At 62.7% G+C, this 23,849-nt stretch carries 21 protein-coding genes; 13 read left to right on the top strand and 8 right to left on the bottom strand.

Annotation, left to right across the window (positions count from 1 at the left end; all coding sequences use genetic code 11):
- The first annotated feature begins 129 nt into the window (after positions 1-129).
- The gene (gene crtD / locus L1K66_RS13880) at positions 130-1,716 is read left to right on the top strand and encodes a 1-hydroxycarotenoid 3,4-desaturase CrtD (protein WP_252258391.1); all 1,587 of its coding nucleotides are present in this window, start codon (positions 130-132) and stop codon (positions 1,714-1,716) included.
- The gene (locus L1K66_RS13875) at positions 1,644-2,558 is read left to right on the top strand and encodes a hydroxyneurosporene dehydrogenase (RefSeq protein WP_252258390.1); all 915 of its coding nucleotides are present in this window, start codon (positions 1,644-1,646) and stop codon (positions 2,556-2,558) included. The genes crtD and L1K66_RS13875 overlap by 73 nt, the downstream gene beginning before the upstream one ends.
- A gap of 1 nt (position 2,559) precedes the next feature.
- Here L1K66_RS13875 and L1K66_RS13870 read toward each other — a convergent pair whose 3' ends face one another.
- The 5 genes from L1K66_RS13870 to L1K66_RS13850 all read right to left on the bottom strand — a co-directional run bounded on the left by L1K66_RS13870 (position 2,560) and on the right by L1K66_RS13850 (position 8,078).
- On the bottom strand, positions 2,560-2,721 hold the full coding sequence (locus L1K66_RS13870) for a hypothetical protein (protein WP_252258389.1): 162 nt from the start codon (positions 2,719-2,721) through the stop codon (positions 2,560-2,562).
- 13 nt (positions 2,722-2,734) lie between these two features.
- Positions 2,735-3,628: an alpha/beta fold hydrolase BchO gene (gene bchO, locus L1K66_RS13865; protein WP_252258388.1), complete on the bottom strand. Its 894-nt coding sequence runs from the start codon at positions 3,626-3,628 to the stop codon at positions 2,735-2,737.
- Positions 3,625-5,313, bottom strand: a complete 1,689-nt coding sequence (locus L1K66_RS13860) for a magnesium chelatase subunit D (protein ID WP_252258387.1) — start codon at positions 5,311-5,313, stop codon at positions 3,625-3,627. Before L1K66_RS13860 ends, bchO begins: the two co-directional genes overlap by 4 nt.
- Entirely contained in the window at positions 5,310-6,311 is a 1,002-nt protein-coding gene (locus L1K66_RS13855; RefSeq protein WP_252258386.1) for an ATP-binding protein, read from the bottom strand. The genes L1K66_RS13860 and L1K66_RS13855 overlap by 4 nt, the downstream gene beginning before the upstream one ends.
- An 87-nt stretch (positions 6,312-6,398) precedes the next feature.
- Positions 6,399-8,078 (bottom strand): ABC transporter permease, encoded by a 1,680-nt coding sequence (locus L1K66_RS13850; RefSeq protein WP_252258385.1) that lies wholly within the window; start codon positions 8,076-8,078, stop codon positions 6,399-6,401.
- 38 nt (positions 8,079-8,116) lie between these two features.
- Between L1K66_RS13850 and L1K66_RS13845 the strand changes: the two genes are divergently transcribed.
- The 4 genes from L1K66_RS13845 to L1K66_RS13830 all read left to right on the top strand — a co-directional run bounded on the left by L1K66_RS13845 (position 8,117) and on the right by L1K66_RS13830 (position 12,479).
- Positions 8,117-9,136, top strand: a complete 1,020-nt coding sequence (locus L1K66_RS13845) for an ABC transporter ATP-binding protein (RefSeq protein ID WP_252258384.1) — start codon at positions 8,117-8,119, stop codon at positions 9,134-9,136.
- Positions 9,137-9,211: 75 nt separating this feature from the next.
- The gene (locus tag L1K66_RS13840) at positions 9,212-10,246 is read left to right on the top strand and encodes a Fe(3+) ABC transporter substrate-binding protein (protein WP_252258383.1); all 1,035 of its coding nucleotides are present in this window, start codon (positions 9,212-9,214) and stop codon (positions 10,244-10,246) included.
- Positions 10,247-10,407: 161 nt separating this feature from the next.
- The gene (locus L1K66_RS13835) at positions 10,408-11,238 is read left to right on the top strand and encodes a ferredoxin--NADP reductase (RefSeq protein ID WP_407931952.1); all 831 of its coding nucleotides are present in this window, start codon (positions 10,408-10,410) and stop codon (positions 11,236-11,238) included.
- Positions 11,239-11,336: 98 nt separating this feature from the next.
- Positions 11,337-12,479: an acyl-CoA dehydrogenase family protein gene (locus L1K66_RS13830; protein ID WP_252258382.1), complete on the top strand. Its 1,143-nt coding sequence runs from the start codon at positions 11,337-11,339 to the stop codon at positions 12,477-12,479.
- A gap of 325 nt (positions 12,480-12,804) precedes the next feature.
- Here the strand turns inward: L1K66_RS13830 and L1K66_RS13825 are convergent, their stop codons facing one another.
- Positions 12,805-14,100 (bottom strand): surface-adhesin E family protein, encoded by a 1,296-nt coding sequence (locus tag L1K66_RS13825; RefSeq protein WP_252258381.1) that lies wholly within the window; start codon positions 14,098-14,100, stop codon positions 12,805-12,807.
- Between the two features lie 276 nt (positions 14,101-14,376).
- Here L1K66_RS13825 and L1K66_RS13820 point away from each other — a divergent pair, with 276 nt between their 5' ends.
- From L1K66_RS13820 to L1K66_RS13810, 3 genes are all read left to right on the top strand, one after another.
- Positions 14,377-15,117 (top strand): SDR family NAD(P)-dependent oxidoreductase, encoded by a 741-nt coding sequence (locus L1K66_RS13820; RefSeq protein ID WP_252258380.1) that lies wholly within the window; start codon positions 14,377-14,379, stop codon positions 15,115-15,117.
- A 225-nt stretch (positions 15,118-15,342) separates the two neighbouring features.
- Positions 15,343-16,362: an aldo/keto reductase gene (locus L1K66_RS13815; RefSeq protein WP_252258379.1), complete on the top strand. Its 1,020-nt coding sequence runs from the start codon at positions 15,343-15,345 to the stop codon at positions 16,360-16,362.
- Between the two features lie 127 nt (positions 16,363-16,489).
- On the top strand, positions 16,490-17,164 hold the full coding sequence (locus tag L1K66_RS13810; RefSeq protein ID WP_252258378.1) for a response regulator transcription factor: 675 nt from the start codon (positions 16,490-16,492) through the stop codon (positions 17,162-17,164).
- A gap of 82 nt (positions 17,165-17,246) precedes the next feature.
- Here the strand turns inward: L1K66_RS13810 and L1K66_RS13805 are convergent, their stop codons facing one another.
- Both L1K66_RS13805 and L1K66_RS13800 read right to left on the bottom strand, forming a co-directional pair.
- Positions 17,247-19,961 (bottom strand): TonB-dependent receptor domain-containing protein, encoded by a 2,715-nt coding sequence (locus tag L1K66_RS13805; RefSeq protein WP_252258377.1) that lies wholly within the window; start codon positions 19,959-19,961, stop codon positions 17,247-17,249.
- 124 nt (positions 19,962-20,085) lie between these two features.
- On the bottom strand, positions 20,086-21,654 hold the full coding sequence (locus L1K66_RS13800) for a hypothetical protein (RefSeq protein WP_252258376.1): 1,569 nt from the start codon (positions 21,652-21,654) through the stop codon (positions 20,086-20,088).
- Positions 21,655-21,970: 316 nt separating this feature from the next.
- Here L1K66_RS13800 and L1K66_RS13795 point away from each other — a divergent pair, with 316 nt between their 5' ends.
- The 4 genes from L1K66_RS13795 (at position 21,971) to L1K66_RS13780 (ending at position 23,829) form a co-directional block, all read left to right on the top strand.
- Positions 21,971-22,393, top strand: a complete 423-nt coding sequence (locus L1K66_RS13795; protein WP_252258375.1) for a tetratricopeptide repeat protein — start codon at positions 21,971-21,973, stop codon at positions 22,391-22,393.
- Positions 22,394-22,546: 153 nt separating this feature from the next.
- Entirely contained in the window at positions 22,547-23,182 is a 636-nt protein-coding gene (locus L1K66_RS13790; protein ID WP_252258374.1) for a lytic transglycosylase domain-containing protein, read from the top strand.
- Positions 23,183-23,227: 45 nt separating this feature from the next.
- Positions 23,228-23,536: a TrbC/VirB2 family protein gene (locus L1K66_RS13785; RefSeq protein WP_252258373.1), complete on the top strand. Its 309-nt coding sequence runs from the start codon at positions 23,228-23,230 to the stop codon at positions 23,534-23,536.
- An 8-nt stretch (positions 23,537-23,544) separates the two neighbouring features.
- Positions 23,545-23,829: a type IV secretion system protein VirB3 gene (locus L1K66_RS13780; RefSeq protein WP_252258372.1), complete on the top strand. Its 285-nt coding sequence runs from the start codon at positions 23,545-23,547 to the stop codon at positions 23,827-23,829.
- The last annotated feature ends 20 nt before the right edge of the window (positions 23,830-23,849 follow it).

The raw sequence follows: 23,849 nt of genomic DNA, 5'->3' as shown, positions 1-23,849 counted from the left end.
GTGATCCCTGTTTGACACTCTTTATGTCCAAATGATTGGACAGATGCTACAGTAAGGTCAATGATATTGTCGGGACTCGCGTTCCTGACTGGCGCGCGACCCCCCGCAGAAGCTGACGGGTGAGGGTGAATGGGCGGCCATGTAGTCGTGATCGGAGCAGGAATGGGCGGGCTTGCCAGCGCCGCCCGGCTGGCCGCGCGCGGTTACGATGTCACCGTGATCGAGAAGGAACAGGACGTCGGAGGCAAGGCCCGGCGGGTCTTGATCGACGGCCATCCGGTCGATGCCGGCCCCACGGTCTTCACCATGCGCGACGTGTTCGACGGGATTTTCAAGGAATGCGGGGCGCGGCTGGACGATCACGTCCGCATCCGTCGCGCCGAAGTGATCGCGCGCCATACTTGGAGCGAGGACGAACGGCTCGACCTGTTCGCCGATCCGCTCCGCAGCGAGGACGCCATCGGCGATTTCGCCGGAGCGGATGCGGCGCGCGGCTACCGCGATTTCCGCAACGTCACGCGCAAGATGTACGACGTGCTGAACGAACCGATGATGCGCGGCGACAATGTCTCAAGCCCGTTGCCGCTACTCTGGCGCATCGGACTTTGGCGGCTGGATGCCTTCGCCGCGATGCGCCCGCACCAGAACATGTGGAAAGCGCTCGGCGGGTTCTTCCCCGATCCGCGCCTGCAACAATTGTTTGGCCGATACGCCACCTATTGCGGGTCTTCGCCCTTCGCCGCGCCCGCGACGCTGATGCTGATCGCCCATGTCGAGGCGACCGGGGTGTGGCTGATCGATGGCGGCATTCACGCTCTGGCGGAGGCGCTGCGCGATGTGGCGCAGGCCAAGGGCGTGCAATTCCGCATGGGTACGGCGGTTGCCGAAATCCTGTCTGAGCGCGGGCGCGGGGTGACAGGCGTGCGGCTCGCCAATGGTGATCGCATCACTGCCGATGCGGTAATCTGCAACGCCGATCCCAACGCGCTTGCCACCGGAAAGTTCGGATTGGAGGCGGGCCGGGCGGTTCCCGCATTGCCGCCGGACAAGCGATCGCTCTCGGCACTGGTGTGGTTTGCCCATGCGCGCACCTCCGGCTTTGACCTGACCCATCACAACGTCTTCTTCTCGCGCGATTACCGCCGCGAATTCGACGAGATCGCCGCCGGTCACCGGCCCGGCGAACCGTCCGTCTACATCTGCGCTCAGGACCGGCCCGGCCATCGCGGCGGCTTTCCGGGCGAAAGCGCCTCCATCGCGCAAGGGCGGCGCGAGCGCATCCAGATCATCGTCAACGCGCCCGCCAACGGCGACACCCATTCCTGGCCACCAGAGGAGATCGAGCAATGCACGCAAGAGATGAAGGCGACGCTCGTGCGATGCGGGCTGACGTTGGAAGACGGGATGCCGCATCAGGTGGCGAGCCCAGCCGAGTGGGAGCGCCTGTTCCCGGCAACGGGCGGCGCCCTTTATGGCAGAGCGTCGCACGGCTCGGCGGCATCATTCCTGAGGCAGGGGCCGCGCACGCGGATGCCGGGACTTTATTGCGCGGGCGGGGCGACCCATCCCTCGGCAGGGGTCCCGATGGCCGCCTTGTCCGGGCTGCTCGCGGCGAAAAAGGTACACGCGGACCTAAGTTCGACATGGCTATCGAGCCGGGTGGCTACAGCTGGTGGTACATCGATGCGATCAGCGCGGACGGGCGCCACGGGCTGACAATCATCGCCTTTCTGGGCAGCGTTTTCTCGCCCTATTACAAGCGCAGCGGGCGGCACGATCCGCTGGATCACTGCTCGCTCAATGTCGCGCTTTATGGCCCGGATCATCGCTGGGTCATGCACGAGCGCCCGAGCGGTGACGTGACGCGCGATGCAAGGACGCTGACCATCGGCACCAGCCAGGTGCGCTGGGACGGGACCATGCTGGAAATCGAGATCGAGGAACGCGATACCCGGCTGTTCAATCCGTTCCATCGGCGGGTGTGCGGCAAGGTACGGGTGTTTCCCGAGGCGCTCAATCCTGCCAGCTTCGCGCTGGATCCCGCGCATAATCACATCTGGCATTGCATGGCCCCGCGCGCCCGGATCGAAGTGGAGATGCAGCGCCCGGGCCTTTCATGGAGCGGGGAGGGGTATTTCGATCACAATCGCGGCAGCGAACCGCTCGAAAGCGGTTTCAACGTCTGGCACTGGTCACGCGCGCACATGAAATCGGGCGCGGTGGTCTGTTACGAAGGCGAACGGGGTGACGGCTCGGTGTTTGCCAGCGCGATCCGGTTTGATCGTGAGGCAATCCCCGTCGAAGTCGATCTTCCGGCAATCGCCCCACTGCCGCGCAGCAAATGGCAGGTGGAACGGCGCACCCGTTCGGAAATCGGCGTCGCCCATGTGCGCAAGACGTGGGAGGACACGCCGTTTTACGCCCGTAGCGAGCTAGCGTCCAAACTCTATGGCGAGGAAGTCGTGGCGGTGCAGGAAAGCCTCGACATGCGGCGCTTCGCATCCCCGGTGGTGCAATTCATGCTGCCGTTCCGGATGCCCAGACAAAGCGCGAAGTAGACTAGTTCTCCTCTGAAGCTTCCGCCTTCTTGGCCGCTTCTTCGGCTGCACGGCGGGCGCGGATTTCCTTCACCTCGCGCCGCATCTTGAGCCATTGCCAAAGGCCAAAGCCCAGCGCGATGCCATAGAAGAACACCAGTTCGATCCAGCCGTAATTCTGCATGGCGTTCTCCGTTTCAGGCGGCGGGCGTAAGATATTGCGCGGCCAGATCCTCAATCAGTCTTGCGGCCTTTTCGGGCGCTTCCTCATGCGCAAGGTGGCCGAGCCGGTGCAGGACTTCAAGCTGCGAAGTCGGCAGGTTGGCATGCGCCTCGCGCGCCCATTCGAGCGGGATCGTCGCATCCCTGTCCGAATGCACCAGCAGCACCGGATTGGCGACTTCGTGCATCCTGGTTTGCAGCGTCGGCAAATCCCAGTTCGCCATCATCGCCAGCGCGCCTTTGGTATGGTGCGGGTTTTTCAGCAGCGTCGAATAACAGGCCAGCCCCTCGGCATCGATGTGCGATGCGGTGGAGCGGTAGATGAAGCGTTCGCCTTCGCTGCCAAAGCTGGCGGCGGCAGAAAACAGGCGCGGCACGAAGGGATTGACGAACAGCAGCTTGGCAAGCGCGGGGAACAGTTGCGAAGCCGGGCCGGGGAAAGGGCGGAGCGCCGAATTCAGCCCGATGATCGGCCCTTTGAACCCGTGATCGAGCGCCAGTTGCAGCGCCAGCGCCGCTCCGGCGGAATGGCCCGCGATAATGTCAGGCTGGAACCCGGTCTGATCCAGCAGGCGCTGCAGCGATGCGGCCATGCGTGGCAGAGACATGTCGTCGGGCCGGTGTCCGGTGGTGAAGGCATGGCGCGGCAGATCGGGGGCCAGCAGTTGAAACTGCGGCGCCAGCATCGGCATCAGCCCGCGCCATGAATGCACCGAAGCGCCCGTTCCGTGCAGCAGCAGCAGGCGTGGACTGCCCGCTTCGCCCATTTCCTGCACATGCCATGTTGCTCCGCCCACCGGGACAAAGCGGCTGGCGTCGCGGTGAGGCCAGATACGGCCTTCGCGGTTCCAGTCGAGCGGGCGGCTCATGCCGGAACCGGTTGCGATTGCACGGTAGAGATCGCCTGATGCAGCGCCTTGGCATCGGCGCGGGGCAGGGCGAGGAACCGCGCCAGCATAGCGGTGGCAAGCGCCTGACCTTCAGGCCCCGGCCTTGCCGAGATGTCCACCACCAGCGCGTCGATCCCGTCCCGCGCAATAGCCTTCGCAGCGGCTTCGGCATCCTCGCGCGCTTGCTGGCGTCCGGGTTGGCCTTTCGCATCGAGATTGGCTCGCCCATCGGTCAGGATCACGAGGCTGGGTGTGCGTCCCTTGCCGCGTACCGCATGCGCCACTTCACGCGCAGCGTTGAGCCCCATCGCCAGCGGAGTGCCGCCTCCGCCGGGCAGTTCGGCAAGAGCACGCTTGGCCCGCGTAAGCGAGCGGGTGGGCGGCAGGATCATCTCGGCGGTTTCGCCGCGAAACGCGATCAGCGCGACCTCGCTGCGGGTGACATAGGCCTGCGACAGCATCAGTTCGACCGCGCCCTTTGCCTCCGCCAGCCGTGCTGCGGCGGCGGAGCCGGAGGCGTCGACGGTGAAGATGGTGACGCGCGCGGCTTTCTCTTCGAAACGGCGAATGCGCAGGTCTTCCTTGCGCATCAGGATTGGCGCGTCGGCATCCGCACCCGCTTCACGGCGGCGCACGCCTTGCCATGGGACGGCAGCACGCAGGGTGTCGATCAGCGCCAGTCGCGCGCCCCCGCGCGGCATTCCCGGACGCGCACCCAGCGGCTTTCCGCGCAGACCGGACTTGCGCTTTTGCCCCGAACCGCTTGCGCCCGCGCGCTTGGGGGCATTGCCCTTGGCGAGTTGCTCCAGCAGGTCGGGCGGGATCGAAGCAAGCGCGGCTTCGACGATCAGGTCTTTCAGTTCCTGCTCGCTGGGCTGCTGTTCGCTGTCGGATGGCGTGTCGTTGCTGTCGGGCGGGGGAGGGGGTGGTTCCTCCTGCTCATCTGGTTCCGGCTCTTGCTCCATCGGCGGCAATTGCGTGGCGCGCGGGGCAAGCACCAGCCGCGCGCCGGCTTCTAGATCGGTCCGCTCGGCGGTGTTCCGGCCTGACATGGCTGCATGGACGCGGGCCGCCTCGCTGGCGAAGATCAGCGGGCGCAGCGATTGCACGCCCAGTGCCGCGGCCGTCGCTGCCAAGGCATTCAAATCATCGTCGCACAGCGGTGCGGTATTGCCACTGCCAGCGTTCAGCGAAGGCGCCTCCCATTCGCGGGACTGGCCCAGATCGCAGTGGAACGCCAGCCGCTCGGTGATCGACGGTGGCGGCGCGTCATCAGGCTCTATTCCGTCGTCGAGCAGGATCAGCGCCACCTGCCTGTCGTCCAGCGCCTGCGCCAGCCGTCCGGCCACCGCCTCGTTCAGCCGTTCGGCCATCGGCACGATCAGCGCGCCGCCGACCGCTTCGGCCAGCAGACCGCGCATCTCCACCGGCTTTCCCGCGGCAAGGCTGGCGGCGATGTCGATCCCGCCCAGCAAGCGTTCGTCATCGACATGGCCGGGCATCTTGCGGCACGGCATTGCCTCGCCCAGCGCCTGCACCAAGGCATCGCGCGCCGGGCTTGATCCGCGCAGCACCATGCCGCCGAATGTCAAAGGGGAGCGGATGAAAAGCTTTGCGGCGAGCAGCGCGTCGTCAAAGGGTGTCGGGGCGTCCCCGGCGTTCACCCGAACAGCTCTTCGATGGCGCGGGTGATGCGCGCGGTCGATCCGGTTTCGTCGAGCACGTCGCGCCGCAGCCTGTGCCGCAGCGCCGAAGGAGCGACCGCTATCAGATGTTCGCGCTTTACACTGCGCGCGCCTTTCAGCGCGGCGAGAGCCCGTGCGGCGCGCATCAACGTCAATTCGCCGCGCAGGCCGTCCGCCCCCACCGCAAGGCACAGATGCGCCGCATCGGTGAGCAATTCCTCGTCCGGTTCCAGCTTGGCCAGCCGCGCCTTCCCTCGTGCGACCTGTTTGAGGATTTTCTCATCCTCCGCTGCCCATTGCGCCGCGAAAGCTTCGGGATCCCGTTCGTTTGCGGCGACCAGCTTCATGATCGCAACCCGCGTTTCGATCGCTTCGGGCGTGCGCACCTCCACCGACAAACCGAACCGGTCGAGCAATTGCGGGCGCAGTTCGCCTTCTTCGGGGTTGCCGCTGCCGATCAGCACGAACTTCGCCGGGTGGCGCACCGAAAGCCCTTCGCGCTCCACCACGTTTTCACCCGATGCCGCCACGTCGAGCAGCAGGTCTACCAGATGATCTTCGAGCAGGTTGATCTCGTCAATGTACAGGAACCCGCGATGCGCCTTGGCCAGCAGGCCCGGCTCGAACCCCTTTTCGCCCGAACGCAGCGCCTTTTCGAGATCGAGCGAACCGATCACGCGGTCTTCCGTCGCGCCCAGCGGCAGGTCCACGAAGGGTACCGGGCGTTTGCGCAAAGGCCCGCCGCCGCACACATCGGGATAGCGTTCGGCATCCTCTTTCGATCCGCCATAGGGGCAATCGGCATGGGCGGTGATCGGCGGCAACAGGCTGGCCAGCGCGCGCGCCGCCGTGCTTTTGCCCGTGCCGCGATCGCCGAAAACCATTACCCCGCCAACGCTGGGATCAACCGCAGCAATCAGCAAGGCCTGCTTCATTTCGTCCTGGCCGACGATGGCGGAGAAGGGAAAGCGTGCCATTTCCCCAACCTTTTGAACCCTAATCCCGCGTTCGACAAGGTTTCATGACAGTATGGGTGACAATTTGTCCTGACAGTGCCGGTAAGGTCAGGATTTCGGCCTGCGGGTCAGCAACAGCACCGGGATCAGGCCCGCCGCCAGCAGGATGAGCGCGGGTATGGATGCCTCCACCAGCCGTTCGTCACTTGCAAGGCGATAGGTGCGGGTGGCCAGCGTTTCGAGGTTGAACGGGCGCAGGATCAGCGTCGCGGGCAGTTCGCGCAGCGTGTCGATGAAAACCAGCGCGGCGGCTGCGGCAAGGCTGGGGCTGAGCAGCGGGATATAGATGCGCGCCAGCACCCGGCGCGGCCCCGCGCCCAGCGAACGCGCCGCTGCGTCGAGCGATGGTGGAATGCGGCTGAGCCCGCCGTCGATCGAATTGAACGCCACCGTCAGGAACCGCACCGAAAGGGCATAGACCAGCACCACGCTTGTCCCCGTCAGAATCAGCCCGCCGGTATGGCCGAGCGAATCGCGGGCAAACCGCGTCAGGCCGACATCAACCGCTCCCAGCGGGGCCAGCAGACCCACCGCCAGCAGAGCGCCGGGCAGGGCATAGCCCAAGGTCGAAACCCGGATTGCGGCCGAGGTGGCTGAGCTGTTCGAGCGAGCCTTGGCAAAGGCCAGCACGATCCCGGCGGCAAGGCAGGTGATCGAGGTGGCGATCCCCAGCCACAGGCTGCCGCTGATGTAATGCGCCAGATCGCCCATCGCGGAGAGAGCGGCATCGCTGCCCGCCATCCACAAAAGCGCGCCCGCCGGAATGCCGAAACCCAGCAGCACCGGCAGCGCGCAGGCAATGGTCGCCAGCGCCTTGCCCGCCGGGGAAAGCGCGATCAACGCTTCGTCCCGCCGCCCGACCGCCAGCGTATCCTTGCCCGATGTCCGGCCCGAACGGGTGCGCGCCTCGATCACGATAAGGCCGATCACGAAAATCAGCATGATCGCCGCCAGCTTCAGCGCCGCCTGCTTGTCCCCCATCGCCAGCCAGCTGCGGAAAATCCCCGTGCTGAAGGTGGGGATGGCGAAATATTCGGCGACCCCGAAATCGGCCAGCACCTCCATCAAAACCAGCGCCAGTCCCCCGGCAATCGCCGGGCGCGCGGCGGGCAGTGCCACCCGCCAGAAGGCACGCGAAGGCGTCGCACCAAGGCTGCGTGCGGCGCGGAACTGGCTTTGGCTTTGTGCCGCAAACCCGGCCCGCGCCAGCAGATAGACATAGGGGTAAAGCACGATGCCCAGCACGAATGCGCCGCCGGGCAGCGAACGGATTTCGGGGAACCAGTAATCGCCGCTTTCCCACCCTGTCGCGCCGCGCAAGGCGGTTTGCACCGGCCCTGCAAAATCAAACAGGTCGGCATAGATATAGGCCGCGATATAGGCGGGGACCGCCAGCGGCAGCACCAATGCCCAGGCGAACAGGCGGCGTCCGGGAAAACGTGCCGCGGCCACCAGCCAGGCCGTGCCCGTGCCGACGATGGCGGCAATGGACCCGGCCAACACCATCAGCAGCATTGTATTGCCGGTGTACCGCGCCAGCACGGTGCGGGCGAGGTGCGCGATCGCCTCCATCCCGCCGCTGGGCGCGGAAACCAGAATGGCGAGGATCGGCAGCGCGGCTAGCGCGGCCAGCGCCAGCGCGCCCGAAGTCCAGCGATCAAGCCGGATCAGGGGCGCGTGCACGGCAAGCCTTGCACCGGACGGGGCGGATTGCGTAAGGCGGCTCACCGGACGCATCCGTCTTTCTTGCCGATCAGGACAATCATGTGAGCCTCGAATTTCGTCATATTGCCCATGCTTACGGAGATGTGACGGCGCTGCGCGATGTGTCTTTCACCGCGCCGACCGGCGAGATTACGTGCCTGCTTGGCTCTTCGGGCTGCGGAAAGTCAACCTTGCTCAATCTCGCGGCGGGACTTCTCGATGTGCAGCACGGCAGCGTGCTGGTGGGCGGGGATGTGCTGGCGCAGCCGGGGGCAAACCCGCCACCCGAAGCGCGGCCCGTGGGGCTGGTGTTTCAGGACGGCGCGCTGTTCCCGCACATGACGATCGCGGGCAATATCGGCTTCGGGCTGCCGCGCGGGAATCGCGGGGAAGTGGACGGCTGGCTTGAACGGGTCGGCCTGTCGGGCCTTGGTGCGCGCTATCCGCACGAACTTTCGGGCGGTCAGCAACAGCGCGCCGCGCTCGCCCGCGCGATGGCGCCGGGGCCCAAAGTGCTGTTGATGGACGAACCCTTTGCCAGCGTCGATATCGTGCTGCGCCGCCGCCTGCGCCGCGATTGCCGCGTGCTGTTGCGCGAACAGGGGACGACAACGGTGATGGTTACGCACGATCCCGAAGAGGCGCTGGATGTGGGTGATCGCATCGCGGTGATGGAAGAAGGGCGGATCGTGCAGTTCGGCACGCCTGAAGATCTGCATGAAAGGCCTGCCACCGCGTCTGTCGGGGCGATTTTCGGCGGGGCGCAGGTGATGGTGGCCAGCCGCGAAGGCGACGCTTTGCGCACGCCGCTGGGCCTGTGGCCGGTTACCTGCGTGGCGGGCGAACTGCCCGATGCCGCCGCGCTCGATCTGCTGATCCATGCCGAAACGCTCGATTGCGAACCCGATGCCGAGGGGCTGTGGGTGCGCGACGTGCATCCTCTGGGCGTCGCCAGCCGGGTGCTGCTGCGCAATGGATCGGGCGATGAAATGACGGTGCAGACGACATCGCCCGTGGCTGAGGGCAGCCGGTATCGCGTCGTTCCCCGGGTCGGCAGCGTCAGGGCTTTCGCGCACCAATAGGGCGCCCTGAATATCTACTATTGCAAATCATTCGCAAAACGGACAGAGAGCGCGTGAATGACGGAAAGGTATCCCATGAAGCGTATGATTCTCGGCTTGGCCGGTGTGTTTGCCCTTGCGGCGTGTTCGGGTGCGGAAGATGCCGCGCCGGTCGCCGATGCGGGCGAGGTGAACATCTATTCCTCGCGCCACTACGACACCGATCTGGCTTTGTATGAGGATTTCACCGAGCAGACCGGGATCAAGGTCAACCGGATCGAAGCCGATGCCGATGCGCTGATCGAACGGATCCAGAGCGAAGGCGAATTCTCGCCCGCCGACCTGCTGATCACCGTCGATGCCGGACGGCTGTGGCGCGCAGAGGAAGCGGGCATTCTTTCGCCGGTTGACTCCGAAGTGCTGAACGAACGCCTGCCCGCGCATCTGCGCCACCCTGACGGGCTGTGGTTCGGCCTGTCGACCCGCGCGCGGGTGATCATCTACAACAAGGAGCAGGGCACGCCCGAAGGGCTCGCCAACTATGCCGATCTCGCCGATCCGGCGTGGCGCGGCGATATCTGCATCCGTTCGTCCTCCAACATCTACAACATCTCCATGCTGTCGGCGATCATCGCGCATCGCGGTGCCGAAGCGGCTGAAAACTGGGCCAAGGGTGTGGTCGCCAATTTCGCGCGCGATCCGCAAGGCAATGACACCGCCCAGATCGAGGCGGTGGCCGCAGGCGAATGCCGCATCGCCGTGGTCAACACCTATTACCTCGCGCGCTATGCCGGGGGCGAGGGCGCGGACCGTGCGATCTTCGACGCGATCGGCGTGATCTTCCCCGATCAGGACGGCGTGGGTACGCATGTCAACATCAGCGGCGCAGGCGTGACGGTGAACGCTCCCAACCGCGCCAACGCCATCGCTTTCCTCGAATATCTCACTTCCGAAAGCGCGCAGCGGTATTTCGCGGATGGCAACAATGAATACCCCGCCGTTAACGGGCTGAAGGCGAATTCGGCGGTCGAACAGCTTGGCACATTCAAGGCTGACACGCTCAACGCCGCGGAAATCGGGCGGAACCAGCGCCAGGCGGTGGAGATTTTCGACCGGGCCGGGTGGAACTGATCAGGGGCGAAAAGCAGCGCGCCTTTTTGCGCGGGATCAAGGCGCGCTTTCACCCCTTATCACTAAACTACCTTGAAGCGCGGCGGTGAAACGTCCATTTGCCCTCCCGCATTCCCGAAGGCGCGCTCGCGCCAGAACCGCAAGACCGAGGCTTTTGAGTTTTGACCGAGACGACCACCGTATCGCCCATTCCACCCCGTGAAGCCTTTGAGGAAAGTGGTGCCGTTTCGGTCGAGACGATCACCCACGTCCACCAGTGGAACGACGACCTCTTCAGCCTCAAGATGACGCGCCCGGCGTCTTTCCGCTTCCGTTCGGGCGAATTCATCATGATCGGCCTGCCCAAGGAAGACGGCAAGCCGTTGCTGCGCGCCTATTCGATGGCTTCGCCCTCCTATGCCGAGGAACTCGAATTCCTTTCGATCATCGTGCAGGACGGCCCGCTGACCTCGCGGCTCCAGCATATCAAGGAAGGCGACCCGATCTACCTCGGCAAGAAGCCGACCGGCACGCTCGTCACCGACGCGCTGCTGCCGGGCAAGCGGCTGTTCATGCTGTCGACCGGCACCGGCCTTGCCCCGTTCATGAGCCTTGTGCGCGATCCCGAAGTCTACGAGATGTTCGAGGAAGTGATCGTCGTCCATTCGGTGCGCCGCGTGGCTGACCTTGCCTATCGCGAACTGCTGGAAAGCAAGCTCGAAGGCGATCCGCTGCTCGAAGACGATCAGCGCGAACGCATGATCTATGTCCCCACCGTCACGCGCGAACCGTTCCGCACGCAGGGCCGCATTCAGGCGCTGATCGACGATGGCCGCCTGTTCGAACAGTCGAAGGGTCCGCAGCGTTTCGTCCCCGAGGAAGACCGCGTGATGCTGTGCGGTTCGATGGCGATGATCAAGGACCACGCCGCTGATCTGGAAGCGCGCGGTTTCGAAGAGGGCGCGAACAACAAACCCGGCCAGTTCGTGATCGAGCGGGCGTTTGTGGGCTAAGGCCACGCGCCTCGTATTCTTCGCACTTTACATCGGCGGTGCTCTCAGGCCAGTTGCGTCCCGCAACCTGAATCGGCTCACCGGAGAGAGACGCCCCCATGCTGAACACAGCAAACCGCACCGCCTATAACGAAGACCACGAAGCATTCCGCGACACCGTGCGAAAGGTGCTCGCCGAACACATGGTCCCCTATCTCGACCAGCACGAGGAAGAAGGCATCGTCCCGCGCGAGGCTTGGAAGGCGCTGGGCGAGGCGGGGATGCTGTGCCCCACGGTGAAGGAAGAGAACGGCGGGCTCGGCCTCGATTTCGGCTTCAACTGCGTGCTGGCGGAAGAGCTCGCCTATATCGGCACCTCGGCCGGCTTCACGCTGCAGAACGACATCACCGTCAACTATTTCGAGCGGCTCGGCAGCCCGGAGCAGAAGGAGAAATACCTGCCCGGCATGATCAGCGGCGATATCATCAGCGCCATCGCCATGACCGAACCGGGCGCGGGCAGCGACCTTCAGGGCATCCGCACCACTGCGGTTGAGGACGGCAATCACCTCGTTATCAACGGGTCGAAAACCTACATCACCAACGGCCAGAACGCCGATGTGGTGATCGTGGTGGCGAAAACCGATCCCACCGCAGGGGCCAAGGGAACTTCGCTGATCCTCGTCGATGCCGACACCCCCGGTTTCGAAAAGGGCCGGAACCTCGACAAGATCGGACAGCATTCCGCCGACACGTCCGAACTGTTTTTCCAGGACGTGCGCGTGCCCAAGACAAACATTCTGGGCGGGGAAAATCGCGGCTTCATCCACCTGATGGAAGAATTGCCGCAGGAACGCCTCTCGATCGCCGTTTCCGCCATGGGCGGGGCGCAGCGCGCATTCGACGAAACGGTGAACTTCACCAAGGAACGCAAGGCATTCGGCAGCACCGTGTTCCAGTTCCAGAACACCAAGTTCACCCTCGCGGACCTCGCGGCGAAATTGCAGGTCGGCTGGGCGCATCTCGACTGGGCGATTGCCCGCCACCTGCGCGGCGAACTGACCACGGGCGAAGCCAGCGCGGCAAAGCTGTGGCACACCGAAATGCAGTGGGAGATGGTTGACGCCTGCCTGCAACTGCATGGTGGCGCGGGTTACATGAATGAATACGCCATCGCGAGACTGTGGCGCGACGCCCGCGTGCAGCGCATCTATGGCGGCACGAGCGAGATCATGAAGGAAGTGATCAGCCGTTCGATCTAGCCGATGGGTTGGACTGATGCCTGTCGTGGCGGGCTTGCGACGCTTTCGAGCAAATGGCGATCGTTCCGCTAGCGACCCCATTGCGGACGCTAGGTTAGCTCCACTTCACGAACCCTGCCACGAGGCGAACAAATTTTCGCAACATTGGCAGCGGAAAGGGGGACTCAAGCACCGACCGGCGATTTATGATTTCAACGAAAACGGGTGGTGGAAGCGTCAATGGTTTTAGGGTCAGGGCGCCATTCACGTCGCAAATGGAAGGAATTTAGACTTCAAGGGAGTTAAAGACCGAGGCTTTACTCTCACGGCTATGTCAGGCGTGTGGCTACTCAGCCAGCCTCCCTTCGCACACGTAGGTCAGTGTTCTTTCGGACCCAATCCCGATACGGGAGGCAGTTATCCATTCCGAAGAAGGATCATCTTGCGTCGTGACCTCCTCCCCTTGGTAGTAGACTGATTCAAGGTGGCGAAATCGTCCCATGGCGCAGTCGAATTCTGAGAGGTTCCTTCTGCTGGTGTCCCCATGCCTGTTTGGCCTGCCGAAGTCGTTTCGTACCCAGGCTTGCTTATAGCCATTGGATATCATGCGGATTGACCGGCGGTCGACGTATTGATCCCAGCCTCCACCGTTACTGTTAACCAGAACCCAAGTAGGTGATGTTGCTGGGGCGCCTTCGGCGGGAGGATCATTCGCGAGGATCCGCGCTTTCATTTGCGTGAATTCCGCTTCCGACAACACGCCGCGATCCCGTAGATCGGCAAGCCTTTCCAGTTCAGCGATGCTATCTGTCACTGAAGTTCCGTCTGGCTCGTCAAGTTCTATCGATTGGGGTTCGCCTTCGCCAACTGTTGGCGACAGATTTCCAAGGGGGGCTCCCGGAATAGGGTCCCTGAATACCGTCTCGACTGTGACAGAGCGACGTTCGGAACCTCGATAAAACTCAACAGTAAAGCTTCGTTCCTCCGCCGCCTCTTCTAGCGCGGGCAAGAGGTCTTGCGGCTCTCTTACCCGTTCGCCAGCGATACGAGTGATCACGTCTTCCAAAGCGAGTTGGGCTTGATCTCCTTGACCACCCGGGACCACCTCACGGACTACGTAGCCTCTTCGTGGCTGTTCGACTGGCTCCAGTCTAAGACCGAGAAGAGCATGGTTCGGGAAGGTGGTTCCAGGGGTGTATTGCCCTCCGGCATTCAACATGAAGTTTGTCACATTATTCTGAAAACGTGCGTCTTCATAGGCGACACGGCTTTCTCTCCCGAGAGAAACCGTTCCAGCCCACCCCGAGGCGGTCGCCATTGTCCCCCCATCTACGGTGTTTAGGTCAAATCTGAAATAGGCTCTCGGGGATTCTGACAAAGTCACGATGTTGAGGACGCCCGTGAGCGGATCGTCTCCGTAGATTTCAAACTCACATGTGATGCTGAACTTCTCCCGCTCGACGACATTGCCTTCATTGACTCGGCAAAGCTCGCTCAAGCTGGCGAGCACCTCTTCAGGTTCATTCGCGAAAAGTGCTTCTGGCTGTCCGGTTGGCGAAACAGCATAAACTTCTTCTGCTGAGGCTGTCTGGCTAGACAAAAGAAGGGCGCTGACGATGCCGAGTGCTGAGAAGGCCTTCATGATGTTCCGGGTGATCCAATTTTCGAGTTCAGACTTGGCTCTTTAGCTAAACCACCGACGGCCCCGCATTCAAGCCCACCACCCCAACTTTCAGCTATCAGCTTTCGTCAAGCGAACACACCAAATCGACTAACCTACGGAAGTCCACTTCCCACCCATTCTCTGCCACAGGCGAAGCCGGAGGGCTTGCCTGAAAGCCGTCGGCATCGCCGTCTGAATCGATCGCTTTACAATTCGCTCAACACGCTCTTGGATGGCCATCAAAGGAGAGCGACATTGAACACGCCCCTCGATTTCAGCGGAAAGCTCGTGCTCGTCATCGGCGGGTCGAGCGGGATCGGCAATGGCATTGCCCAAGGGTTTCGCGCGCATGGGGCGGCAGTGATCGTCACCGGCACGCGGCCCGACGAAGGGGACTATCTGGAGGCCGAGGACAGCGATCTTCGCGGGCTGACCTATCACCGGCTCGACGTGACGGATCGCGACGCGGCGGATGCGCTGGCGGCGGAAATCGGTGCGGTCGATGTACTGGTGCAGTCGCAGGGGGTGGTTCGTTACAAACGGGCCGAATTCACCCGCGAAGGCTGGGATGCGGTTGTCGATGTGAACCTCAATTCGGTGATGGATGTGGCGCGGGCCTTTCACCAAGGGTTGGCAGAGCGCGGCGGCAACATGATCGTGGTGTCTTCCGTTGCGGCGTTCAAATCGACCATCGGCACGCCCGCCTATGCCGCGTCGAAAGCGGGCGCGGCGAGCCTCGTGAAGACATTGGGCGAAGCCTGGGCGAGGGACGGTTTGCGCGTGAACGGCATCGCGCCGGGGCTGGTCCCGACCAAGCTGACCGCCGTGACCACCGACCATCCCGAACGGCGCGAGGCAAGCCTGCGCGCGATCCCGCTGGGGCGGATGGGCACGCCGGAGGACATGGCCGGGGCGGCGTTGTTCCTCGCTTCTCCGCTGGCATCCTACATGACCGGGCAGACGCTGGTGGTGGACGGCGGGCTGACGCTTTCGTGACATGACCGGCGCAAGCCTCGCGGCGATTTCCTACCCGCCGCTTGAATGCTAATTCTGCATCACGACGCGAAGCGAGGCGGCAAAAAGGTGGAAAATGCGAAAAGTCACACCCGGCGGGCCGGAAATGGGAAAGTTCCTGCATTATTTCATAGGGTTGTTCGCAATTCCGATATTTTCAAAACACCCATTTGTTTGTTCCATCCCAGCCTTCGAAAGGCATGAATCATGAAATTCACCCGTCTCGGCAATTCCGGCCTCTCCGTCTCGCGCCTGTGTCTGGGCTGCATGAGCTATGGCGATACGACCAAGGGCTGGCACGGCGACTGGCTGCTGGATGAAGAGGCGAGTCGCCCGTTCTTTCGGCAGGCGCTGGAGGCGGGGATCAACTTCTTCGACACCGCCAACGGCTATTCGGGCGGCGCGTCGGAAGAGATCACCGGCAAGCTGTTGAACCAGATGGCGCGGCGCGACGAGATCGTGGTGGCGACCAAGGCCTTCATTCCGTGGCGCAATGCCCCCAACACCGGCGGGCTTTCACGCAAGTCGCTGATGCAGGCGATTGACGACAGCCTGACGCGGCTGGGCATGGATTATGTCGACCTGTTCCAGATCCACCGCTGGGACGATGCGACCCCGATCGAGGAAACGATGGAGGCGCTGCACGACATCGTGAAGGCGGGGAAGGCGCGCTATATCGGCGCATCGTCGATGTATGCTTGGCAGTTTGCCAAGGCGCAGGAAGTGGCGCGCAGCAATGGCTGGACGCGGTTCATTTCGATGCAGAACCAGCTCAACCTGATCTACCGCGAAGAAGAACGCGAGATGCTGCCGCTGTGCGTCGATCAGGGGGTCGGCGTGATCCCGTGGAGCCCGCTGGCGCGCGGGCGGCTGGCGCGGCCTCTGGGTGAAGAGACGGTGCGCAGCAAGACCGACGGTTTCGGCAAGGTGATCTATCCCGAGGACGAGGCCGACAATGCCGTGATCGCCGCGCTTGATACGCTGGCGCGGCAGCGCGGGGAGGCGATGGCGAGCATCGCGCTGGCATGGCATTTCACCAAGCCGGCGGTCGCGGCGCCGATCATCGGGGCGACCAAGCCGTCGCATATCGAGGCGGCGGTGGCGGCGCTCGATCTGAAGCTTTCGGCGGAGGAAATCGCAATGATCGAGGCACCTTACCGTCCCAAATGGCCCACCGCCATGGCGATGGCCTTGCCGGGCATGGATCAGGTGAGCGTGCTGGATTGAGCAAAAGGAGCGATGCGCGCACAAAATCGACGCGAATGTGACATGTGTGTAGTGATCGTCGCAATCACGTCACGAATGCGTCACATCGCGGCGGCAATCCGGGGCTCGCAACAGTCCGGGGCGGCGCATGGACGTCATCAACATCTTCCTTACCAGCGAGCTTGGCGAAACGCTCGAAGACTTCATCCACGACGGGAAGCGATTCACCTTCGACAGGATGGGGCCGGATGGCCCGCTCCGTCTGGTGGATGGCCCGGTGTGGGTGTTTGTCGATTGGGTGATGGACGATCTGGCGGGGCTCGAAATGTGCCGCCGCCTGCGCGCCGACCCGCGCACCAGCGAAGCGCATGTGACGATGGTGCTGGAGGAAGACGACGTCGAGGATCGCCGCCGCGCGCTGAAGGCCGGGGCGGACGATTACATGGTCGGGCCGCTGGCGCGCAACGCGGTGCTCGACAGGGTGCTGGCGCTGCAATCGCGCCACGCCGAACGACACGCGGTGCAGCGGGTCGACATGGGTCCGCTGGTGATCGACATGGCTGCACTACAGGCGCGCTGGAACGACGAACCGATCATGCTGCGGCCCAATGAGTTCCGGCTGCTGCGCTTCCTCGCGGAAAACCCCAACCGCGTGCTCAGCCGCGAGGACATGATTCAGGGACTGGGCAAGCGCGAGCCGCCGATTGACGAACGCACCGTCGATGTCTGGGTAGGACGTCTGCGCCGCGCCTTGAAGGCGGCCGGAGCAGGCAATCCGCTGCGCACCGTGCGATCGATGGGCTACGTCTTCGACCTGCCCTGAAGCGCGAACGAAGCGACCGGCAAAGCAAAAGGCCGCCCCGTTACAGGGCGGCCTTTCCTAATTCGGTATCGCCTGTTAGCGATCAGAACTTGGCAGTCACTCCCAGCGAGAATGACGTGCCGACCTGGAAGGTGTTGAACTCGATCCGGTTCGCGCCAAGCTCCTGGAACTCGAAATTGTCGCGGCCAAAGATATTGCGCGCTTCAAAGCTCAGTTCCAGCGGCACGCCGAGCTTCAAATCAGTGCGGGCAACGATGTCGACCGTCAGGCCCGGATCTTCGATGAAGTCCGGCTGAGCCCCCGCACGCTGGGTCACGCGTTCGCTGGCGTAGTTGAGCAGGACGGTCAGCTGCTGGACCTTCTCGGTATCCTCGATGCCGAACGAGAAGTTGGCGATGTGATCCGACTGGCCCACCAGCGGCGCGCCATCGTCGAAGATGAGGCTGGCAAGCTGGTTGGCATTGCCCGGAACGGGCGAAATGTCACCCGCGCCGACCGAGAGTTCGGATTGGGTGAAGGTGTAGTTGGCAATGAACAGCAACTGCTTCGTTTCGAAGAAGCTGCCGCCAAGGTTGTAGAGATCGATGCCGTAAACCGCATCAAGCTCGAAACCGTAAAGCTGTGCCGAAGGGGCGTTGGCGAAGCTGGTGAAGACCTGCCCCGATGCGACGTTGAACGTGCTTTCGATCGGGTTGTCGATCTTCTTGTAGAAGCCGGCAAGGCTGACGCGATCCGACCCGCCGAGATAATATTCGGCGCGGGCTTCGATGTTCAGCAGTTCGCTGTCCTGCAGCAGCGGGTTGCCCTGGAACAGGCGGTTGCTTTCGGGATCGAAGTAACGCTGTTCGACCAGCTCGCGGAACTGGGGGCGGGCGATCGTCTGCGAGGCCGAAAGGCGCAGTTGCAGGTCGTCGATCGGCTCCCAGGTGACGGTGCCGCTCGGCAGGAAGTAGTCGTTGGCGATGAAAGTCGGCGTGGCCCCGGCGATCGGCGTGTTGAAGATCGTCTGGTCGAGGTTCACCGCCTGCGTCGCGTCTTCATAACGCACGCCTGCTTCCAGCGTGAGGTTGCCGGTCGGCAGCCAGCGGAAGAGGCCATAGCCCGCGTTGACTTCCAAGGCCGCGTCAAACACCGGGAAGGGCGTCGCTTCGGTAAGGGTGACGTTGAAGCCCGCAAGGGTGGCCCCGTTGATGATGTCGCCCGGACGCCGCAGACCCAGCGCAATAGCGGCGTTTTCGTCAAGCGAGCCGAGATCCGGATTGCTGGCATCGGGCGCGATGAACGGACGGAATTCGCGGCTTTCCGAGCGGCGATCGGTGTCCGAATAGGCATAGCCCACGGTGACTTCGAAAGTGTCGGTCAATTCGTAGCCGAGATCGACGCCGCCGAACCACAGCTTCTCCGTCAGGTCATCAAACGAGACGGTGGTGATGCCTGCGTCCGAAAGCTGGTTGAAATACGCAACGAAGAAGTCGCCGAACGGGTTACCCGAAAGGTTGGTGCGGGTGTAGCTGAAGGTGGTGTTGAACGGAGCTTCACGATCGGTGCGGGCGTATCCGCCGCGCAGATCGACGCTGAACCGGTCAAAATCCAGTTCCGCGACCAGTTGCGAGTCCATCAGCTGACGCTCGAACCATGCGGTCTGCTGGTTCTGGAAATCGAACCCGGTTTCGCCGGGGAAGATGTCGAACCCTTCGGAAAGACGCGCGGTTTTGAGCGTGTCACGGATGTAGAGATTGGTCCAGCGCACCGTGTGCGGGCCGAAATCGAGGCCGAGGCCCAGCAGGCCGTTCACCAGCACGCTTTCATCAGTGATGAAGGTTTCGGTTTGTTCGAACACCTCGGACAAATCATTGCTGCCACGCTGGCTCAAAACGCTGCGGTTGCGCAGGCTGTTCTTGATCGAGGCGGTGGCGATCACGCCGAGATAGGTGTCTTCGCCCAATTCGAACGAGGCCCCGCCGGTGATCGATCCGGAAAAATTGGGGCGCTGGTTGTCGACCTTTTGCAAGGTGACGAGATTGAGCGGGAATAGCTGCCCGGCAATGCCTTCAGAGACAGAGATCGGGACGTTGCCGATGCGTTCGCCGCTGTCGAAGAATGCCTGCAGGTTCGACAGGATATCACGGTTGCCGTTGTCGAAACCGAAGGAATCCCAGTTGGAACCGAAATAGGTCAGGCCGTTTTCAAAGGTCGTCTCGGTATCGCCGCCCATCGAGAAGCTGACCGAGAGGAAATCCTCAACCGGAACGGCCTTGGTCGTGAGGTTGATCACGCCGCCGCCGAATTCGCCGGGGTAGTTGGCCGAATAGGTCTTCTGCACCAGCGACGAGGCGATCACGTTGGTCGGGAAAATGTCGAGCGGAACGACGCGGCTCAGCGGTTCGGGGCTGGGCAAGGGAAGGCCGTTCAGCAGCGCGAGCGAGTAGCGATCACCGAGGCCGCGCACGAACACGCGTCCGTCGCCGACCACCGAAAGGCCGGTCACGCGGCCCAGCGCGCCGGCAATGTCACCTTCGCCGGTACGAGCGATGTCCGCTTCGGAAAGGACGTTCAGCACCTGCGTGGACGAACGCTCCGGATTGCGGTTGCGCCGCCCGGTGACGATGATCCCGGAGCCGCCGGGCACCGAGATTTCCGGCTCCTGATAATCGTCTTCCTCGACGCTTTCGACGTCCTGAGCCAGCTCGTCCTGCTGCGGGGCGGGCTGCGCCGTATCCTGCGCGTGCAGGACGGCGGGGAAGGTGAGCGACGTGGTGAGAAGCAGCAGGCCTGCCAGGCGCTTGCCGGTCGACATAATGTGAGACCCCTTCATGTTTAGGTCTTGAAACGTGTCCGGGCCGAACGTGACCCGATTGAATGAGCAGAGGAGGCGCACGCGGTTTCGCGGCGCCTCCCCCGGTTCAGGTCGAAAGGCGCGATTAGTAGACCGGGAGCGAGGTGCAAGCCCCGGTCGCGCTGCCGAAGTTCATCGTTGCCGAATTGCAGGTCCAGTTGCCGAATGCCTGTGTCAGGTCGGACTGGACAGCACCGATGAAGCCGGGCTGCGGATCGGTGAAGAAGGACGAACGGGCCGTCGCATCGAACACGGTTACGCCGTTTTCATTGGCGCCGTTCACCAAAGTGTTGGTGAGCGAGAGCGTGAACAACAGGTTGTTGTTGGTGCCATTATCCACGACAGCCTGAACCTCTGCGTCGGAAACACCGGACGAACCACGCACCGGACGGTTGGCGCCATCGCAAACGACCGAGTCGATGCCGATGATCGCAGCCAGGGTGATCTGTTCGTCGATGCGGATGCAACTGTCGTCAGCGGAGTCTACGTCGATCACGCCGTTAGTCAGACCCAGAGCCGGTCCGCCGCGAGCGCGGACGGCTTGCGAGGATGCCGACGAACGCTGGACGAAGGTGAAGTTGTTCACGTTCATGCGCGACTGCGGCAGGGCATTGCCCGGGGTGCCGTCGCCAAGATCGTCCGGCGAGTCGAATTCGATGATGCTGTCACCGGTGTTCGAACGCTGCACGACAACCACCGTTTGGAGGTTGGCCTGAGCGCCGCTGTCCACGTCGATCGAGTCGTCCGAAGCGCCGATCACGGCGAGGTTGCGCATGTTGACCGAGCCGCCGAAGAATTCGACGCCGTCGTCCGAGCTGTTGAACGACATCAGATTGTTGATCGTGGTGCCTGAACCGATACCGCCGGTGGTCAGCGACTGAAGTTCGTTGGCCTGCTGCAGTTCGAAGCCGGAATAGCGGATCTGGTTGAAGGTGAACGAACCCGAGCTGTCAGCCGAGTTGGTGCCACCGAAAGGCGTCGCAACGGTGGTGCCTTCGAGCTGCTGTTCGCACTGCGGGTTGGCATTCGGGGTCGCTGCGGTGTTGAACACCTGGTCCGAACAGTCCGAAACCGGAGCGCGGCCGAGCAGGACGACGCCGCCCCATTGTGCTTGGCTGTTGTCGGTTGCGATGCCGAGCACGTTGTCGCGGCTGGTCCAGACGATCGGGCGATCGGCGGTGCCGTTGGCGGAAATGGTGTTGCCGCGGTTCACGACGAAGAAGGATTCAGCCGAGGCGAACAGGATAACGCCCGGTTCGATCGAAAGGTTCACATCGGAACCGGTGCTGTTGAAGCCCTGGTCAGTACCGACATTGACGCGGCCCGAGATTTGATAAAGCAGGCCGTTGATGAAGGGCAGGTTGTCGTCAGCATTGAAGGTCGTCGGAAGCTGGCAGACGCGATATTCGCCGGTCGGGCCGGTGATCGTGCCGACATCGGTGAGGCCGGGCGACGATGCGATCGTCGGGCAGCCGGCGGCCGGTGTGACCAGCGCCTGAGTCGGCGTGGGGGTTGGCGTCGGAGTCGGCGTGGGAGCCGGGTTGTTGATGATGATGTCGCCGCTGGTGCCGGGCGAGACGATTTCGTCCGCGCCGCAGCCCGCAAGAGCAATGATGCTGGCGCCAAGAACGAGAGTGCGTTGAATGTTTTTCACAGCGAGCGGTCCCCTAAAAACCGAGAATCGAAAAGATGCGACGTGGTTCGCAAGGGCTGCGCTAGGTGCCGTGTGTGACAGAATTTTTGCTGTGTTACGGATTAGGTCCAAATGCTGTCACATAACCGAAGAAAGACAAATATGACAAACAATCCATTTGGCGAACCTGGGTCATGATGGAAATGTTACAGTCATAACCTGTTGAAATATCGAGACTCATCTCTCAAAAATGACAAAAGAATTACATTATGACATTTGCGTTGCATCTGCGCGCCTTCTCGCGCACCTTCACATTATCAACTTGGAGGTTCGAGAGATGAAGCTGTCAAACATGACACCCGCCGCAATAGCCGCCCTGTTCGCTGCGTCGATGAGTGTGGCCATGCCTGTTCAGGCGCAAACCAATCCGGCGGCGGAACGCGAACTGGCCGTGCAACCTCTTGCTCAAGGCGAAAGCGTGCGCGCCATCGCCATGCTCAAGACTGCGCTGGAGGAAGCGCCCGGCGATCCGGCGCTCCTGATCAATCTCGGCATCGCCTATGCGCAAGGCGGCAATGATGCCGAAGCGCGGGCAAGCTTCGAAGCGGCGATGGCATCGCGCGAAGTCATCGAACTGGAAATGGCAAATGGCGCCACGATGGATTCGCGTCGGCTCGCGCGCCGCGCGCTCGCGATGCTGGATCGGGGTGAGTTTCAGCAACGGGCTGGTGACTCAAGCCGTCTGACCCTTCGCCAATAGAAAGTAGCATTCAGACGAACGAGGGCGGCTTTCCCAGGCAGGGGAGGCCGCCCTTTTCGTGCCCCTTCATGAAGGTGCCCGGCCGAACGATCCTGAGGCTGTCACCTTTGTGTCATTTACTGTAGACAAAGGGGAGTTTCTGGAGGGCCCGGAATGATTCTCGCCCGTGCGAGCAGTGTTGGCTTGGCTGTCTGTCTGGCGTTCGCCGGAACAGTCGCGCAAGCAGACGTCATGGAACTGGACGAAAGCGGCGCCCGCTGGGTTGCCGGGGGTTCATCCGTGCTTGTCGGAGCGGCTGCTCCGGCAGGGCCCGAAAATGTCCAGGTCGATCTTGATGCCATGATCATTCCGGACGCGATCATTGCCAACCCGCTGGCGCACTCCGCCGTTGTGCCGCCGCGCTATGCAGCCAAGATCAGCGAGCTGGCACAGCGGTTCGATCTGAGTCCCAGCCTGCTTGAGGCACTCGTGTGGCAGGAAAGCCGCTGGCGTGAGAATGCGGTTTCGCATGCAGGGGCGCGGGGCCTTGCGCAATTGATGCCCGGCACCGCGCGCTATCTCGGCGTCAATCCCGACGATCCGATGCAGAATCTCGAAGGCGGCGCGCGTTACTTGCGCGAACAGCTCGATCTGTTCGACGGCGATCTCGAAAAGGCGCTTGCCGCCTATAATGCCGGGCCGGGCCGGGTGATCCGCGCAGGCGGTATTCCGAACATTCAAGAGACCAAGCAATATGTAGCGGCGATCATGGGGCGGCTCGCCAGCCATTCCCGGCCGGATGCACGCTAGGCTGCTCGAACCAGACAAATTGTTCAAAGGACTATGGAAGCTTCAATGACATCGACTTTTCGCTTTCCGGCTCGCGCCATGGCCATGTTCGCGGCTCTCGCAGCACCAAGCGCGGCTTTGGCCCAGAGCACCAATCAGGGCGGTGATCCGATCACCAGCGCATTGCTGTGGATGCAGAGCATATTGCTCGGCCCGATTGCGACCGCTCTCGCGGTGATGGCCGTGGCCGGGGTGGGCTTCATGATGCTGACCGGCCGGATGAACTGGCGCTATGGTGCGACCGTTATCATCGGCGTCTTCATCATCTTTGGCGCGCCGCGGCTGGTGGCGACCATTTCCGGCGGGGCGGTGTAGCGCGCATCATGAGCGATCTCGTCCGCCATCCTGTGCACCGCACGCTGACTCGCCCGCAGATGTTCATGGGCGTGACGATGAATTTCTTCATCATCAACATGATGGTGACGACGATCGCGTTTCTGATCCTCAACAGTTTCTGGATCATTCCGGTTCCGTTCGTAATGCATGGGATCGGCTATTTTGCGTCGCTGCGCGAACCGCGCATTTTCGACCTGTGGGTGACGAAAGTGTCCAAGTGCCCGCGCGTACCCAATTACAAGCGCTGGGGCTGCAACAGCTACGCGCCTTAGAATTGACGAACAGGCCTTTT

Origin of the sequence: Erythrobacter aurantius (genome assembly GCF_023823125.1) — a bacterium.
GTDB lineage: Bacteria > Pseudomonadota > Alphaproteobacteria > Sphingomonadales > Sphingomonadaceae > Erythrobacter > Erythrobacter aurantius.
The sequence above is the reverse complement of the archived record's forward strand: the minus strand, read 5'-3'. Positions and strand labels throughout refer to the sequence as shown.